The sequence below is a fragment of the Rhodoferax lacus genome (genome assembly GCF_003415675.1).
GTDB lineage: Bacteria > Pseudomonadota > Gammaproteobacteria > Burkholderiales > Burkholderiaceae_C > Allorhodoferax > Allorhodoferax lacus.
The window spans coordinates 362,249-378,105 of record NZ_QFZK01000001.1 but is presented as its reverse complement, the minus strand read 5'-3'; the positions used below and the strand labels follow the sequence as shown (position 1 = coordinate 378,105).

General features: G+C 62.8%; 11 protein-coding genes. 4 read left to right on the top strand and 7 right to left on the bottom strand.

Going from position 1 to position 15,857, the window contains the following annotated elements:
* Window positions 1-2: 2 nt before the first annotated feature.
* Genes DIC66_RS01680 through mltG form a run of 3 tightly spaced genes read right to left on the bottom strand, consistent with a single transcriptional unit; the run spans window position 3 to window position 2,637 of the window.
* A complete protein-coding gene (locus DIC66_RS01680) occupies window positions 3-1,025 on the bottom strand; it encodes a DNA polymerase III subunit delta' (RefSeq protein ID WP_117173397.1) in 1,023 nt (340 codons plus the stop codon).
* Window positions 1,022-1,654, bottom strand: coding sequence for a dTMP kinase (tmk, locus tag DIC66_RS01675; protein ID WP_117173395.1), 633 nt, complete (start codon window positions 1,652-1,654; stop codon window positions 1,022-1,024). The genes DIC66_RS01680 and tmk overlap by 4 nt, the downstream gene beginning before the upstream one ends.
* On the bottom strand, window positions 1,651-2,637 hold the full coding sequence (gene mltG / locus DIC66_RS01670) for an endolytic transglycosylase MltG (RefSeq protein ID WP_117173393.1): 987 nt from the start codon (window positions 2,635-2,637) through the stop codon (window positions 1,651-1,653). Before mltG ends, tmk begins: the two co-directional genes overlap by 4 nt.
* Window positions 2,638-2,683: 46 nt before the next feature.
* On the opposite strand from mltG, the gene ygfZ reads away from it, so the two are divergent.
* Together ygfZ and DIC66_RS01660 are read left to right on the top strand one after the other, a co-directional pair.
* Window positions 2,684-3,613, top strand: a complete 930-nt coding sequence (gene ygfZ / locus DIC66_RS01665; protein WP_117173391.1) for a CAF17-like 4Fe-4S cluster assembly/insertion protein YgfZ — start codon at window positions 2,684-2,686, stop codon at window positions 3,611-3,613.
* A 103-nt stretch (window positions 3,614-3,716) separates the two neighbouring features.
* Window positions 3,717-4,349: a protein phosphatase CheZ gene (locus tag DIC66_RS01660; RefSeq protein WP_117173389.1), complete on the top strand. Its 633-nt coding sequence runs from the start codon at window positions 3,717-3,719 to the stop codon at window positions 4,347-4,349.
* A 3-nt stretch (window positions 4,350-4,352) separates the two neighbouring features.
* On the opposite strand, the gene DIC66_RS01655 is transcribed toward DIC66_RS01660, so the two are convergent.
* From DIC66_RS01655 to DIC66_RS01645, 3 genes are all read right to left on the bottom strand, one after another.
* Window positions 4,353-5,336, bottom strand: a complete 984-nt coding sequence (locus tag DIC66_RS01655; RefSeq protein ID WP_233505744.1) for an alpha/beta hydrolase — start codon at window positions 5,334-5,336, stop codon at window positions 4,353-4,355.
* Window positions 5,336-6,142, bottom strand: coding sequence for an HDOD domain-containing protein (locus DIC66_RS01650; protein ID WP_117173387.1), 807 nt, complete (start codon window positions 6,140-6,142; stop codon window positions 5,336-5,338). The genes DIC66_RS01655 and DIC66_RS01650 overlap by 1 nt, the downstream gene beginning before the upstream one ends.
* 81 nt (window positions 6,143-6,223) lie before the next feature.
* A complete protein-coding gene (locus DIC66_RS01645) occupies window positions 6,224-8,644 on the bottom strand; it encodes a Tex family protein (protein WP_117173385.1) in 2,421 nt (806 codons plus the stop codon).
* A 262-nt stretch (window positions 8,645-8,906) separates the two neighbouring features.
* Between DIC66_RS01645 and DIC66_RS01640 the strand changes: the two genes are divergently transcribed.
* On the top strand, window positions 8,907-11,387 hold the full coding sequence (locus DIC66_RS01640) for a cache domain-containing protein (protein WP_233505743.1): 2,481 nt from the start codon (window positions 8,907-8,909) through the stop codon (window positions 11,385-11,387).
* 58 nt (window positions 11,388-11,445) lie between these two features.
* Window positions 11,446-13,998 carry a methyl-accepting chemotaxis protein gene (locus DIC66_RS23320; protein WP_233505742.1) on the top strand — a complete coding sequence of 851 codons (2,553 nt, stop codon included), beginning with the start codon at window positions 11,446-11,448 and terminating at the stop codon, window positions 13,996-13,998.
* Between the two features lie 9 nt (window positions 13,999-14,007).
* On the opposite strand, the gene pap is transcribed toward DIC66_RS23320, so the two are convergent.
* The gene (gene pap, locus DIC66_RS01630; protein WP_117173383.1) at window positions 14,008-15,660 is read right to left on the bottom strand and encodes a polyphosphate:AMP phosphotransferase; all 1,653 of its coding nucleotides are present in this window, start codon (window positions 15,658-15,660) and stop codon (window positions 14,008-14,010) included.
* Window positions 15,661-15,857 lie beyond the last annotated feature (197 nt).

The following is a 15,857-nucleotide window of genomic DNA, read 5'->3' as shown; positions in this document are numbered from 1 at the left end:
AGTTAGTGGGCAGAGTTTAGGGCGGTTCTGGCCTGCTCGACAAGCGCTTCTTGCATAAGCCCTGCATTGAAAGGGTGGTCCATGGTTTTTCGGCTTTTCTGCAGTGATATCGCCCATTGCGAAAGGGACGCAATTGACGGGCCGCCCCGCGCTTTGGCTGGTTTGAGCGCGAAAAAGCGCGGTGCCGCGTCCTGATTAATGCACAGGGCATCGTGACACAGCTTCTGCAGTGCATCCACCAGCTCAGAGACAGGCCAATCCCGCACAAAGGCCGTTTCGCCCGCAGCCATGGCTGCAGGAAAACGGGACCAGTCTTCCGCCTTGCGGCCACTGGCGCGCAGGCTCAGCACATCGTCGGGTCGGCCACCGGCGGCCTGCAAAAAACTGGTTGCCTCGGCGCCGTCCAGGCCCTGGGCCTGCAGCCAGGCCTTGGCCTGCTGTGGCTCGGGCCAGGACATGGCGTGGCCCAGGCAGCGGCTGCGAATCGTAGGGAGCAACTGGTGTGAAGACTCTGTGGCCAGCACAAAGCGCACATCGCCCGGGGGTTCCTCCAGTGTCTTGAGCAGGGCGTTGGCAGTGATCGCGTTCATCTGCTCGGCCGGGTAAACCAGCACCACTTTGCCGCGCCCGCGCGCACTGGTGCGCTGGGAAAACTCGATGGCGTCACGCATGGCATCGACCCGGATTTCACGGCTGGCCTTGCGCTTCTTGTCGTCTATGTCCGACTGGGCCTTCTCACTCAGCGGCCAACCCAGCTCCAGCATGGTGGTCTCGGGCATGAGCATGCACAAATCGGCATGGGTACGCACATCGATGGCATGGCAGCTGTTGCAAACACCGCAGGCACCCTGGGCGGTGGGTGCCTCGCACAGCCAGGCACGTGCCAGGTTGAGCGCCAGGCGGTACTGGCCCAAACCCGAAGGTCCGTGCAGCAACCAGGCGTGGCCTTGCTGGGCCAGCAACTGGCGCGTCTGGTCTGCAATCCAGGGAATCTCGGGCGCCTGCGAAGCCGCGTCTTGCGTCATGGCAACAGGCCTTTGCTGCGAACCGCTGCCAACACATGGGCCCACACCCGATCGGGCGTCTGGTTGGCGTCAATGCGGGCAAAGCGCGTGGTGTCCTGCGCAAAGCGCCGTGCGTAACCATCTGCCACCTGCTCAAAAAAAGCCTGGGGCTGCGCCTCGAACTTGTCCGGCACACGGGCCGACACCAGGCGTGCAGCAGCCACGGCCGGCGGCAGATCAAACCAGATCGTCAGCTTGGGCTGCAAGAATGCCTCGGTGCCCTGCCCTTGTACCCAAGTCTCCAAAGTGGAGAGCACGGCCCAGTCAAAACCACGGCCGCCGCCCTGGTAGGCAAAGGTGGCATCGGTAAATCGGTCACACAGCACCACCTCTCCACGGGCCAGCGCCGGGCGTATCACCTGCAGGATGTGCTCCCGCCGCGCTGCAAACACCAGCAAGGCCTCGGTCATGGGGTCCATGGCCTCGTTGAGCACCAGGGTGCGCAGCTGTTCGGCCAGCGGCGTGCCGCCGGGCTCGCGCGTGAGCGTGACCACCCTGCCCTGTGCCTCAAAAGCAGCCGACAGCGCCGCAATGTGCGTGGACTTGCCCGCACCGTCTATGCCCTCGAAGCTGATAAATATTCCGTTCATTGCTGACTGCGCTGGTATCTGTTGACCGCACGGTTGTGCTCGTCCAGGCTTGCGCTGAACTGGCTGGTACCGTCGCCCCGTGCTACAAAGTACAAAGCCTTGGACTGGGCCGGCTGCACGGCGGCCAGCAAGGCACCAAAGCCAGGCATGGCGATGGGTGTGGGCGGCAAACCGTTGCGGGTGTAGGTGTTCCAGGCGGTATCGGCCAGCAGATCGGCGCGGCGCAGATTGCCATCAAACAAGGGGCCCAGGCCGTAAATCACCGTTGGATCGGTTTGCAGTCGCATGCCTATGCGCAGGCGGTTGGAAAACACTGCCGCAATCAGGGGCCTGTCACTGGCGCGGCCGGTCTCCTTTTCCACAATACTGGCCAGTATCAGCGCCTGTTCGGGCGACTGCAGCGGCGACTCGGGGGCGCGCTGCGCCCAGGCGGCCTCCAGCTTTTTGTCCATGGCCCGGGCGGCGCGCTGCAACAGCGCCAGATCGGTGCTGCCCTTGGCATAGGTATAGGTATCGGGGAAGAAGCGGCCCTCAGCGGGCAGGCCGGGCTTGCCGACCTGCAGCATCAACTCCTCAGACGTCAGATCGGCCGTCAGGGGCTTGAGCTGGTCCGCTTTTTTCAGGGCCTCACGCAGTTGGCGCAGGTTCCAGCCCTCCACCAGGGTGACGCTGCGCAGCGCCTCTTCCCCACGCACCAGCTTGCTCAGCAGATCCCGCGGTGTGGTGCCGCGCTCCAGTTCGTAGCTGCCAGCCTTGATCTGGCGCGCCTGGCCGGACAGCCGAAACCACCAGTACAGCAGCCCAGGATTGACGGCCACGCCAGCCTGCTGCACCTGCAGCGCCACCTCGCGCGGATTCGAGCCCGGCTCTATCGACAAGTCAAGGGACGCCGATGACAGCTCCAGCGGGCTGGTGACCCAGGCGTAGGCGCCAATCCCAAGGCCCAAAGCAGCGGCCAGCACAAGAGCTACAAAATATCGCACGGCCCTAAGCCAGGAAGGAAGACATGGTCCGAATCATAATGGACACATGAACCAAAACCAGACCGCTGCCGGCCCTCACGGAATTGCCAGGCTAAGCCACTTGGGCGTGATCCGCGTCGAGGGCGAGGACGCTGCCAAGTTTCTGCATGGCCAGCTCACACAGGACTTTGCGCTGCTCGGCCTGGACCAGGCCCGGCTGGCGGCATTTTGCTCGGCCAAGGGCCGCATGCAGGCCAGCTTTATAGGCTTCAAGCGCAGCCCCACAGAGATCCTGCTAATAGGCAGCCGAGACCTGCTGGCCACCACACTCAAACGCCTGTCCATGTTTGTCATGCGCGCCAAAGCCAAGCTCAGTGATGCGACAGAGGACTTTGCCCTCTACGGCCTGGCCGGGCAAGCCACCACGGCTGACGCCGCTACTGCCACACCCTGGGCTGTGAGCCAAGTGGGGGAAGCCACCGTCATCGCGCTCTACCCGGTTCTGGGCCTTGCCCGGCAACTGTGGGTGGCGCCGGTGTCGGAACCGGCACCTGCCGGGGCAGAGCTGCCGCTGGAGAGCTGGTTGTGGAGCGAGGTGCGCAGTGGCATTGCCACCCTGAGCCAGCCACTTTTCGAAGCCTTTGTGCCGCAGATGCTGAATTACGAATCCGTTGGCGGGGTGAACTTCAAAAAGGGCTGCTATCCCGGCCAGGAAGTCGTGGCACGCAGCCAGTTCAGGGGCACGCTCAAGCGCCGGGCCTTTGTGGTGCACTGCGGGCAAGATCTGCAGGCCGGTCAGGAAATTTTCAGCAGCAGTGATGCGGAGCAACCCGTAGGCCTGGTGGTACAGGCGGCAAGTGCACCGCAAGGCGGTTGCGATGCCATCGTCTCACTGCAGTTGACGGCTTTGAATGCGGGAACCCTGCACACTGGCAGCAGCACCGGGGCTCAACTCAGCGTGCTGCCCTTGCCCTATGCCCTGCTGGAAGATATCTAGACTGGCAATTTCTGGTGAAACCGGCAACTGGGTCATCTAATCCGCTGTCGTTCGGTTCCATAATGGTGAAAGGTCTTTTCACCTTCCAATTGGCAAAAAATAAATGTCCTCACATCTGACCAAAGAAGAAGCATTCGAGCGATTGGGTGCCATTACCCGTGAAATGCATGAAGCATTGACGGTTCTGGGCAACAACAACCTGCAGAAAATCGTTCACGAAATCCCCAATGCCCGTGACCGCCTGGCTTACGTTGGCAAGATGACTGAAGACGCAGCCAACAAGGTGTTGACCCTGGTTGAAACGGCCAAGCCGGAGTGCAACGATCTGCAAACCCGGGGACTGCAACTCAGCGAGTCGCTCACCCGCATGGCCGCCAACCCGGACCTGAAGGTGGACGTGGCACGTGGCCTGATGGTCACCTGCGGCAAGTTTGCCCAAAGTACGGCCAATTTTGCCGAAACGCAAAGCCTGGTTCTCAGCGACATCATGATGGCGCAGGACTTTCAGGACTTGTCCGGCCAGGTCATCCAGAAGGTGATTGACATCATTACCCGCACCGAGCTGCAGCTGGTGCAACTGCTGGTGGACAGCTCTCCAGAGCATGCAGCACCTGTGGCCGAAGTAGCACAGGTTGCAGCCACGGTAGACACCCATGTGCTGACCGGTCCCCAAACCGCAGACAAGGCCATGCAGCAAACCGACGTGGACGACCTGCTCGCCTCCCTGGGCTTCTAAGGCCTAGATTGCAAAGGCCTCCCGCAAGGCCCGTGCGGCAGCGGCATGGGCCTGTGCGGCTTCGGGCAGCGCACGGCCCATCTTGATGAATTCGTGCACCACACCCTTGTAGATATCCAGGTCCACCGCCACACCCGCCATGCGCAGGCGGTCGGCATAGGCCAGGCCTTCGTCCACCAGCGGGTCGCACTCCGCCAGGCCCAGCCAGGCAGGCGCCACGCCGCTCAGGTCAGCCACATCACCGTCTGGCCTTAAGCCATCCAGCGGGGCAAAGCGCCAGTCATCGCGGTCTGCCGCGCTGCGGATGTACTGCTCAAAAAAGAAAGTGATGTGCGGCTCTTCGAGCACAAAGCCCTTGGCAAAACGCCGGTGCGAGGGCGTGTCCTGATGGCCCGCTGTGCCGGGGTAAAACAACAGTTGCAATGCCAGGTGCAGGCCCGCATCGCGCGCCAGGATGGCGCACACGGCTGAGAGCGTGCCGCCCGCGCTATCGCCACCCACGGCGATGCGCTTGGGGTCCAGGCCATATGCAGCGCCTTTGCTTGCCAGCCACTGCACCACATCCCAGGCATCGTCCTGTGCCTGCGGAAACTTGTGCTCTGGCGCCAGGCGGTAGTCCACCGACAACACGGCGCAATCGGCCAGGTGGCTGAGTCTGCGGCACAGCGCATCATGCGTGGCAATGCTGCCAATGGTGAAGCCGCCGCCATGGAAATACACCAGGGTCGGCAGGCCGGCACCTGTGGGCGCATACAGCCGCACGGGGATGTCATAGCCATCACGCGCAGTGACCGAGAAACTCTCCACCCGATCCACCGCCTGGCCAGGAATTTCCAGCACCTCGGCAGCACCCGCGTAGGCCGCGCGTGCCTGCTGGGGCGTCATGGCGTGCATGGGCACTTTCTGTGCCCGGTGCATGCGCTCCAGCACCTTGTGCATGGTGGGCGTGAGCAACGCCAGCGGGTTGCGAAGGGTGTGGCCAGGCATCAGGTATGGGCGGCCCAATCGAATGGGTCCTGCTGCAGCACCATGTCGATATCCAAGGACAGCACCACGCCGACGGACCCCGGAAAGGTCACGGCCAAGGCGCGTTCATTCATATTGGCTTCCTTGCCCCGTGCCCGCCAGGTGGCCAGATGGATCACGCCGGCCAAGGGCTCGTACACATTGTTTTCAAAGGGCGCGTACTGGTGCTCCAGCGCGTCCACCATGGGTTGCGGAAAATGCCACATGCTGGCAAACCCGGCGCTGACCGCAGCGTAGGAATAGCCAAAGGTATTGCGCTCTGCCGAGGCCCGGCGCATGTCCAGTGGCTCGAATTTTTCAGACAACAGCGCCGTCTGCTCCGGCATGGCCAGGTGCATGGCCAGTTCGCCAAAGGCGTGAATCAGGCCACAGGTAAAGGCAGCCTGCTGGTTTTGCCGCACTACGCCGGCCAGCGACCGCGACACACGCGCCACATTCAGGCTGTATTCCCAAAAGCGCGGCAGGTTGATTCCGGGCACGGCGCGCATGGACACACCGGTGGCCGCTTCCTGTGCCATGGTGCGTACCAGGTCCAGATTGAGGAGGGCGAGCGCTTCAGAGACACTGTTGATCTTGCCGCCCAGCTTGAAGAAATCGGAGTTGGCCAGGCGCAGCAGGCGCGTGGTGAGTGCCGGGTCGGTGCTGATGAGCTGGTTGACCTTTTGAAGATCCACCTCATTGCGATCCAGTTCGCTCAGCAACAGTGCCACGACCTTGGGGATGCTCGGCAAAGTGAACTGCCGTGCCAACAACTCGGAAAGCTTCATATTAAAAAGTGCCTTCGCACACGAAAGGGAAGCCCATTATCTTCCGCAAACCTGCGGCCTACACAAGCCATTCCAGGCCTGCTAGCGTTTGAGCTTGGCAAAGGCACTGGCCATGGCCGAGGGTGCACTGCCGCCCTCATCGCGGCGGCTGCCCACCTGGCGCTCGCCACGGGCCGGACCCTGGTAGCGGTTGTCGCCCGAGCGGTCACCCGCTGCGCGCGCCGGTGCTGCACCGATCTTCATGGTCAGGGCAATGCGCTTGCGTGCCACGTCCACCTCCACCACCTGGACCTTCACGATGTCACCGGTCTTGACCACCTCGCGCGCGTCGTTCACAAACTTGTGGGCCAGCTGGCTCACATGCACCAGGCCGTCCTGGTGCACACCCAGGTCAATAAAGGCGCCAAAGGCCGCCACATTGCTCACCGTGCCCTCCAACACCATGCCTTCCTTCAAGTCCTTGATGTCTTCCACGCCGTCGTTGAAGCGCGCCACCTTGAAGTCCGGGCGCGGGTCGCGGCCCGGCTTTTCCAGCTCGGTCAGGATGTCCTTGACCGTGATGACACCAAACTGCGCGTTGGCAAACAGCGCAGGTGCCAGGGTCTTGAGCATGTCGGCACGGCCCATCAGCTCGGCCACCGGTTTGCCGGTCTTGGCGATGATTTGCTCCACCACGGGGTAAGTCTCGGGGTGCACGCCGGTCATGTCCAGCGGGTTGGAACCGCCACGTATGCGCAAAAAGCCTGCGCTTTGCTCAAAGGTCTTGGCGCCCAGGCCGGTAACTTGCAGCAGGTCCTGGCGGCTCTTGAAAGCGCCATGGGCTTCCCGCCAGCGCACCACAGCCTTGGCCACGGTGCCCGACAGGCCCGACACGCGGGAGAGCAAAGGCACGCTGGCCGTGTTCAGGTCCACGCCCACCGCGTTCACGCAGTCTTCCACCACCGTCTCCAGGGACTTGGCCAGCGCGCTCTGGTTCACGTCGTGCTGGTACTGGCCCACGCCAATGCTCTTGGGGTCTATCTTGACCAGCTCGGCCAGTGGGTCCTGCAGGCGCCGTGCAATGCTGGCTGCACCGCGCAGGCTGACGTCCACATCGGGCATCTCTTGCGAGGCAAATTCGCTGGCGGAGTAGACAGATGCTCCCGCCTCGGACACCACAACCTTGTCGATGGCCGGGGCGTCTCCCCCGGCTGCGCTTGCGCTGCCGGTGCCCGCTTTTGCCATGAGCTTGATCAGGTCGGCCGCCAGCTTGTCGGTCTCGCGGCTGGCGGTGCCGTTGCCGATGGCAATCAGGTTCACGCCATGGCGCATGCACAGGGCGCCCAAGGTGTGCAGGGAACCATCCCAATCCTTGCGCGGCTCATGCGGGAACACGGTGGAGGTTTCCACCAGCTTTCCCGTGGCATCCACCACCGCCACCTTCACGCCGGTGCGAATGCCCGGATCCAGCCCCATCACCACGCGGGGACCGGCCGGTGCTGCCAGCAGCAGGTCGCGCAGGTTGTCGGCAAACACCTTGATAGCCACGGTCTCGGCATCTTCGCGCAGGCGGGCAAACAGGTCGCGCTCGGTGGACAGGCTGAGCTTGACCTTCCAGGTCCAGGCCACGCATTTGCGGATCAGGTCGTCACCTGCCCTGCCCTGGTGGCTCCAGCCCAGCTTCAACGCCAGGCGGCCTTCTGCCAGCGTCACCACCGGGGCGGCGCGGGTCTTGGCGGCACCGGCCACAGCCGCTGCGGGCACGGCCACGGGTGGCTCGGGCAGCACCAGCTTGGCGTCCAGCATGTCCAGGGCGCGGCCGCGGAACACGGCCAGTGCACGGTGCGAGGGCACGCGGCCAATCGGCTCGTCGTAGGCAAAGTAGTCGCGGAACTTGGCCACATCGGGGTTGGTCTCGTCCTTGCCGGTCATCAGGGTGGACTGCAGCAGGCCTTCCTTCCAAAGCCATTCGCGCAGGTCCTGCACCAGCACCGGGTCTTCGGCCCAGCGCTCGGACAGCAGGTCGCGCACGCCGTCCAGCACGGCCTGCACGGTCGTGAAGTCGTCACCGGCCTCGGTCTTCTCGGCCAGCACAAAGGCTTGCGCCTCGTCGGCGGGCACCAGGGCGGGGTTGGCAAACAGGCGCTCGGCCAGTGGCTCCAGACCAGCTTCGCGGGCAATCATGCCCTTGGTGCGGCGTTTGGGCTTGAAGGGCAGGTACAGGTCTTCGAGCTCCTGCTTGGTGGCGGTGGCGTCTATGGCGGCCAGCAGGGCCGGTGTCATCTTGCCCTGCTCTTCAATGCTCTTGACCACGGCCAGCTTGCGGTCGCGCAACTCGCGCAAGTAACTCAGGCGGGCTTCCAGCTCACGCAGCTGGATGTCGTCCAGGCCGTCGGTGGCTTCCTTGCGGTAGCGGGCAATAAAGGGCACAGTGGCGCCGCCATCGAGCAGGGCCACGGCGGTCTCCACCTGGTTGGGGCGAACACGGATTTCTTGCGCGATCTGCGCGATGATTTTTTGCATGGAGATGGGGTGTACGCTGGCAACTCAAAAACAAGCGTGGCGCGCATCGCCAAAACGCTTGAGGCCGCGAGTTTGCCACAAGCAAAAAGCCCAACAATTGGGAATCGCGGTCTCTTGGGCCCACCATAATGGTGCATCTAAATAAAAGAGGGGAAATCGATTGGCTACACATGCTGCGTCGTCAGAAGGCTTGCTGAGCAAGCTGTCCATCAAATGGAAGCTGGCATTGCTCGCAGGGTTTGGGGCCCTGGTGCTTGTCTGCGTGACAGCCCTGCTTTTGTGGATGCAGTACCAAAGCAGTTACGAGGCGCGCAAAACGGCGATCAAACAGGGTGTGGAAGTCGTCAGTTCGATTGTTGACTCCACTTACAAGCAGGAAACTTCGGGTCAGCTCAGCCACGAACAGGCACAGGCAATGGCCATCAAGGCGGTCAACGACGCCCGCTACGCCGGCAAGGAATATTTCTGGATCAACGACATGGAGGTGCGTCTGGTGACGCACCCCTTCAAGCCAGAGCTCAATGGACAGGATGTCAGCGGCATCAAAGACCCGGATGGCCATGCCGTGTTTGTGCGCTTTGTGGATACCGTGAAGAAAGACGGTGCTGGTTACCTGAGTTACCTCTGGCCCAAGCCTGGCCAGGAGCAGCCAGTGGAAAAAGTCTCGTATGTGGCAGGCTTCAAGCCTTGGGGTTGGGTGATTGGCTCGGGCATGTACATGGATGACCTGCGTGCGGAATTCATGTTGGAACTCGAGCAGGTGGTCGCAGCAGTTTTGGTGGCCCTGGCCCTGACTGCGGTGATGGCCTTCACCATTGGCCGCAGTATCCTGCGCCCCTTGGGGCGCGCTGTTGCCGTTGCGCGGTCGGTTGCCAACGGCCACCTGGACAATGATGTTGCCACCCGTGCCACCGATGAAACCGGTCAATTGCTGCAATCCATGGGTGCCATGCAGACCACGCTGGTGGCCTTCAATGCTGCACAGACCGAGATGGCCAGGCGCCACAACGAACTGGGGGAAACCAGCTACCGCATACGGGCGCAGGACTTCGCCGGTGCCTTTGGCGCCATGGCCACCGACTTCAACACCATGGTCGACGCACAGACCACGCTCAATGCCAGACTGGTGGAGCTGATCGGGCAATACGTCAAAGGCCAGTTTGAAGGGCGCATGGAAATGCTGCCTGGCGAGAAGAAAAAAATCACCGAGGCAGCCGAAGGCGCCCGGCAGCAACTGGTGGCGTCTGACCGGGCCGCGCGCTACAACGCCCGCGTCAAGGCAGCACTGGACAATGTCAGCCTGCCCGTGCGCATCGCATCCGACGACGGCACCATCATCTACATGAACAATGCCTTGAGCGATACCTTGCGCCGGGACCAGGAAGGGTTCCGCAAGCAGATACCAGGCTTTGATGCAGACAAAGTTCTCAATGGCAGCATCGGCATTTTCTACGCCGATCCACAAGCCGCACTGGCCCGGCTGCGCAACCTCAACGGCACCACCCAGTCCCGCCTGCAACTGGGCAGCCGCGTGTATGACCTGACGACCACCTCGGTGGTTGCTGATACCGGCGAGCGCCTGGGCACCATTGGACAATGGCTGGATGTGACGGACCAACTGGCTGCCGAAAAAGAGGTGGATGCACTGGTGCTGGCGGCTGGGCAAGGCGACTTCAGCCAGCGCCTGTCGGCTCAGGGCAAGACCGGTTTCTTTGCCAACCTGGCCACCGGCATGAACAGCCTGATGGACACCAGCGAGCAGGGCCTGAGCGATGTGGCCCAGCTCTTGGGCGCCTTTGCCGAAGGCGATTTGACCCACCGCATCGAGCGCGACTACGCCGGCCTGTTCGGCCAGGTCAAAGACAGCGCCAACTCCACCGCCGAGAACCTGACCCGTGTCTTGGGCGAGGTACATGCCGCAGCCGATGCCCTCACAGGAGCAGCCAACCAGGTCAGCGCCACGGCACAATCGCTGTCGCAGGCCGCCAGCGAACAGGCCGCCAGCGTGGAGGAGACCAGTTCCACCATGGACAGCATGTCGGCCTCGATCAACCAGAACAGTGACAACGCCCGCGTCACGGATGGCATGGCCACCAAGACCAGCCGCGAAGCCGTGGACGGAGGCCGGGCCGTGAACGACACGGTAGCGGCCATGAAGCAGATTGCCGGCAAGATCGGCATCGTCGACGACATTGCCTACCAGACCAACCTGCTGGCCCTGAATGCTGCCATCGAAGCTGCGCGTGCCGGTGAACACGGCAAGGGCTTTGCCGTGGTGGCCGCCGAGGTGCGCAAGCTGGCCGAGCGCAGCCAGGAAGCGGCCCGCGAAATCGGCGAACTCGCGGGCAACAGCGTGGCCACCGCAGAGCATGCAGGCAAGCTGCTCGACGCCATTGTGCCCAGCATCCAGAAGACCAGCGAGCTGGTGCAGGAAATTGCCGCAGCCAGCTCCGAGCAAAGCGAGTCGGTGGTGCAGATTGGTGGCGCCATGAGCCAACTGACCCGGGCGACCCAGCAAAACGCCTCGGCCTCGGAACAGCTGGCAGCCACCAGTGAGGAACTGTCTGCCCAAGCCGAGCAGTTGCAGCAAAGCATTGCCTTCTTCAAGACGGGTGATGAGGTCGCTGCCGTGCCCGTGCGCCAAGCCTTGACGCAGGAGCGTCGCGGCTCATCTGCGCGCCAAATGCGAGCAATTGCCGCACCCGCAAACCGCCCGGGCAACAGCAACTTCAAGCCTTACTAGCTTGGGCCCAGCCCCCTCGCATGCCTGCATGTTGGAAAATTTTTTCTGGAGATATCTGATGCACAGTCTGAGAGCCCGCTTGTATTTCTTGTTGGTCGTGGCCACGACCGCCCTGCTGACCGTCGGTGGCATGGGCGTCTACAACGCCAACATTCAGGCCGACTTTGGAGAACAGTCCAACCGCACGACGGAAATGCTCAGGGCACAAATGCAGGCGGACATGATGCACGACGCCATTCGCGGCGACGTACTGAACGCACTGCGACTGGCTGCCAGCGGCAAACCTTCGGCCGAAGACCAGGCAGCCGTGCGGGCGGACCTGGACGAACACGTCAAAAGCTTTCAGGAACAGCTCAAAGCGGTGGGCAGCCACGATGTAGCCACCGTCCAGTCCCAATTGGGAGGACTCAAGGCGGATCTTGAGCAGTATGTGCAATCGGCCCAGCATCTGGTGGCAGCAGCGCAGAGCTCCAAGGTAGAAGGCGATGCGGCCTGGCCCGGATTTGAAGAGCGCTTCAAGCGCCTGGAAGTCAGCATGGGCGAGTTTGGCGACACCATCGAAAAGCTGTCTGACACCACAACGGTCCATGCGCGGCTCAGTGGCGAAAAAGGCCTGCACTGGAACTGGGCCATCATTGGCCTGGCAGCAGCCGTGTTGGTGGCTCTGGGTCTGCACCTGGTGCGCTCCGTCATGCGCCAGTTGGGTGGTGAACCCCAGGCCGCCCGACAACTGGCACATGCCGTGACCGAGGGGCGCCTGGACACGGTCGCGATCCTGCGCAGCGGCGACAGCAGCAGCCTGATGGCAACCATGCAGCAACTGTCCGTGCGTATTCAGGAGGTGATACAGGCCATCGCAAACCTGGCGCAAGCACAGCGCGCAGGCCAGATGGCTGCGCGCATTGACACCGATGGTTTGCCAGGTGAATTTGCCACCCTGGCAAAGCAGATCAATGACCTGGTAGAGGGCCAAAACGCTGACCAGATGGGCATCAATGCCTTGATTGCCGAATACGCCGCGCAAAACTTCAGCAACACGCTGCCCCCCCAACCGGGTGACAAGGCTGTCTTCAAGACGCAAATGGATCTGGTGCGCCAGACGCTGCAGGAAAGTGCGCTGGCCGCGGCTGGAAACGCCCGTATCCGCCACGCGCTCGACCATGTCAGCGTGCCGGTTCGAATCGCCGCCGATGACGGTACCGTGCTCTACATCAACCATGCGCTGCGTGATGTGCTGCGCAACCACCAGGCAGGGTTTGCAAAGCAGATTCCCGGCTTTGATCCGGAGAAGGTGGTCAATGGCAGCATTGGCATCTTCTATGCGGATTCCCGCGCGGCCCTGGAGCGCCTGCGCACCTTGAACGGAACAGCGCAGTCGCGCCTGCAACTCGGCGGCCGCATCTATGACCTGACCACAACATCGGTCACCAATGAAAAGGGCGATCGCCTGGGCACTGTGGGTCAGTGGCAGGACATGACGGACCAGCTGGCCGCCGAAAAAGAGGTGGATGCACTGGTGCAGGCGGCCGGGCAAGGCGACTTCAGCCAGCGCCTGTCGGCCCAGGGCAAGACAGGATTCTTTGCCAATCTGGCCACCGGCATGAACAGCCTGATGGACACCAGCGAACAGGGCCTGAGCGATGTGGCCCAGCTCTTGGGCGCCTTTGCCGAGGGCGATTTGACCCACCGCATCGAGCGCGACTACGCCGGCCTGTTCGGTCAGGTCAAAGACAGTGCCAACTCCACCGCCGAGAACCTGACCCGCGTGCTCGGTGAGGTGCACTCGGCGGCCGATGCGTTGACCGGCGCGGCCAACCAGGTCAACGCCACGGCACAGTCGCTGTCGCAGGCCGCCAGTGAACAGGCCGCCAGCGTGGAGGAGACCAGTTCCACCATGGACAGCATGTCGGCCTCGATCAACCAGAACAGCGACAACGCCAAAGTGACCGACAGCATGGCCACCAAGACCAGCAAAGAGGCTGTGGACGGCGGAAAAGCCGTCAATGACACCGTGGTGGCCATGAAGCAGATCGCTGCCAAGATTGGCATCGTCGACGACATTGCCTACCAGACCAACCTGCTGGCCCTGAATGCTGCCATCGAAGCTGCGCGTGCCGGTGAACACGGCAAGGGCTTTGCCGTCGTGGCGGCCGAGGTGCGCAAGCTGGCCGAGCGCAGCCAGGAAGCGGCCCGCGAAATCGGCGAACTCGCGGGCAACAGCGTGGCTACTGCTGAGCGCGCGGGCAAACTGCTCGATGAAATCGTGCCCAGCATCCAGAAGACCAGCGAGCTGGTGCAGGAAATCGCCGCTGCCAGCTCCGAGCAGAGCGAGTCGGTGGTGCAGATTGGCGGCGCCATGGGCCAGCTCACCAGGGCCACCCAGCAAAATGCGTCTGCGTCCGAAGAGCTGGCGGCCACCAGTGAAGAGCTGTCCAGCCAGGCCGAACAGCTGCAACAAAGCATTGCCTTCTTCAAGACGGGGGATGCAGGCGGTGCAGCGCCCGTGCGTCAGGCCTTGGCGCAGGAGCGCCGGGGCACGCTGGCACGCCCGACACGAGCGATTGCAGCGCCCGGCGCACGAGCGGGCAACAGCAACTTCAAGCCTTACTAGCCAGCATTGCTAGGCCGCCTTGGCAGCCTTGGCCGCGCGCTTGATGGCGCGCCGCTCGGTCTTGTTGTTGGAGCCGGTTTTGTCGGGGTTTGCCGTGGTCTTGGCAGCCTTGACAGTCTTGGTGCCCTTGTCTTTGACAGTTTTGGCCTTGCCGGTCTTGGTCTTGGACGGCTGCTTGGGCGTTGCCGCAAGGGCCGCCTCCAGGCGCTCGCACAGGGTGCGCAGTATCTTCACCCGGGCGTACTGCTTGTCGTTGGACTCCACCAGCGTCCAGGGCACTTCCCCGGTGCTGGTGCGTTCCACCATGTCGCAGATGGCGGTCTGGTAGGCCGCCCACTTCTCGCGGTTGCGCCAGTCCTCTTCGGTGATCTTGAAGCGCTTGAAGGCAATCTGCTCACGCTCCTTGAAGCGCTTGAGCTGCTCCTCCTGGCTGATTTGCAGCCAGAACTTCACGACGATGGTGCCCGCCTCCACCAGTTCGTGCTCGAAGTCATTGATCTCGCTGTAGGCCCGCTGCCATTCGGCTGGAGAACAAAAGCCCTCCACCCGCTCTACCAGCACGCGCCCATACCAGGTACGGTCAAAAATGGCCATGTGGTTGTGGCGCGGCAGATGCCGCCAGAAGCGCCACAGGTGCGGCTGCGCCCGCTCCTCTTCTGTAGGCGCGGCCACCGGAATCACCTGGAACTGCCGCGCATCCAGTGCTGCCGTGATGCGCCGTATGGCACCGCCCTTGCCGGCCGCGTCTGCCCCTTCAAAGGCCACCACCAGTGAACGCTTCCCGAAGCGCGGGTCGCGCGCCAACTCGGACAGCCTGCCCTGCAGGCGGCTCAGCTCGGACTTGTAATCCCGGTCACCCAATGCCAGTCCGAGATCCATCTCCGACAGCACATTGCGGCCGTCCGTATCCACGCGCACCATGGGTGCCAGGGTCGCCTCGGGCGGCTTCTCACCGGCGAGCTTGCTGGCCAGGGCGGCCTGCAACACCCGGCCCACGGTGAGCGAGCGGTAGTACTCATCCACGCCTTCTACCACCACCCAAGGGGCTGCGGCGGTGTTGGTCATGCGCAGCAGATGGCTGGAAACCTCTTGCAGCTTGTCATAGGTCTTGAGTCGCTCCCAGCTCCAGGGCGTGACGCGCCAGGCTGTGTGCGGGTCGTTTTGCAGGGTCTCGAAGCGCTCGCGTTGCGCCTCTTTGCTCAGGTGGATCCAGAACTTCAGAACCAGCGCACCTTCGTTGACCAGCATGGCCTCAAAGCGGTTGATCTGGGCCGCCCGCGCATCCAGCTCGCGCAAGGACAACTCCCCCTCGATCCGCATGCGAATCGGGTCCGAATACCAGGATCCCGCAAAAATGCCAATGCGCCCCTTGGGTGGCAACGTGCGCCAGTAACGCCACATCGCGGGCCGCTCGGACTCTTCGCTGCTGGGCTCCTCAAAGGCCAGCGTAGTCAGGTAGCGCGGGTCCATCCACTCGTACAGCACATTGATGGTTTCGCGCTTGCCCGCGCCGTCTTCACCGCTGATGAGCACCAGCACCGGGAACTTCTTTTCGGTGAACAGGCTGATCTGGGATTCCAGCAAAGCCTCCCGCAGCACGGGTGCATCCTTCTTGTACTGGAGCTTGCTGACCTTGTGGCCGATTTGTGCGGATTCAAACACGTCTGTCTCCTGAAGTGGTCAGGGTGGATTTTGCGCCCACTTGGCGCCCCTGCGACCCGGCACAGTCGGCCGCTCCAACCAGTCAACAGGCTTTGACCAAAAACCTCCACAGAGAATGGGTCAGGGGCTAGACTACGAACCAGTGTAGAGCCAGGGTCCGCTGGCAACTGCCAACCTGAGACAAATACACCATGAAC

Coding starts and splice junctions, on each gene's coding strand:
- DIC66_RS01680 (WP_117173397.1), bottom strand. CDS start 1,025: ATGACGCAAGACGCGGCTTCGCAGGCGCCCGAGATTCCCTGGATTGCA.
- tmk (WP_117173395.1), bottom strand. CDS start 1,654: ATGAACGGAATATTTATCAGCTTCGAGGGCATAGACGGTGCGGGCAAG.
- ygfZ (WP_117173391.1), top strand. CDS start 2,684: ATGAACCAAAACCAGACCGCTGCCGGCCCTCACGGAATTGCCAGGCTA.
- DIC66_RS01660 (WP_117173389.1), top strand. CDS start 3,717: ATGTCCTCACATCTGACCAAAGAAGAAGCATTCGAGCGATTGGGTGCC.
- DIC66_RS01655 (WP_233505744.1), bottom strand. CDS start 5,336: ATGCCTGGCCACACCCTTCGCAACCCGCTGGCGTTGCTCACGCCCACC.
- DIC66_RS01650 (WP_117173387.1), bottom strand. CDS start 6,142: ATGAAGCTTTCCGAGTTGTTGGCACGGCAGTTCACTTTGCCGAGCATC.
- DIC66_RS01645 (WP_117173385.1), bottom strand. CDS start 8,644: ATGCAAAAAATCATCGCGCAGATCGCGCAAGAAATCCGTGTTCGCCCC.
- DIC66_RS23320 (WP_233505742.1), top strand. CDS start 11,446: ATGCACAGTCTGAGAGCCCGCTTGTATTTCTTGTTGGTCGTGGCCACG.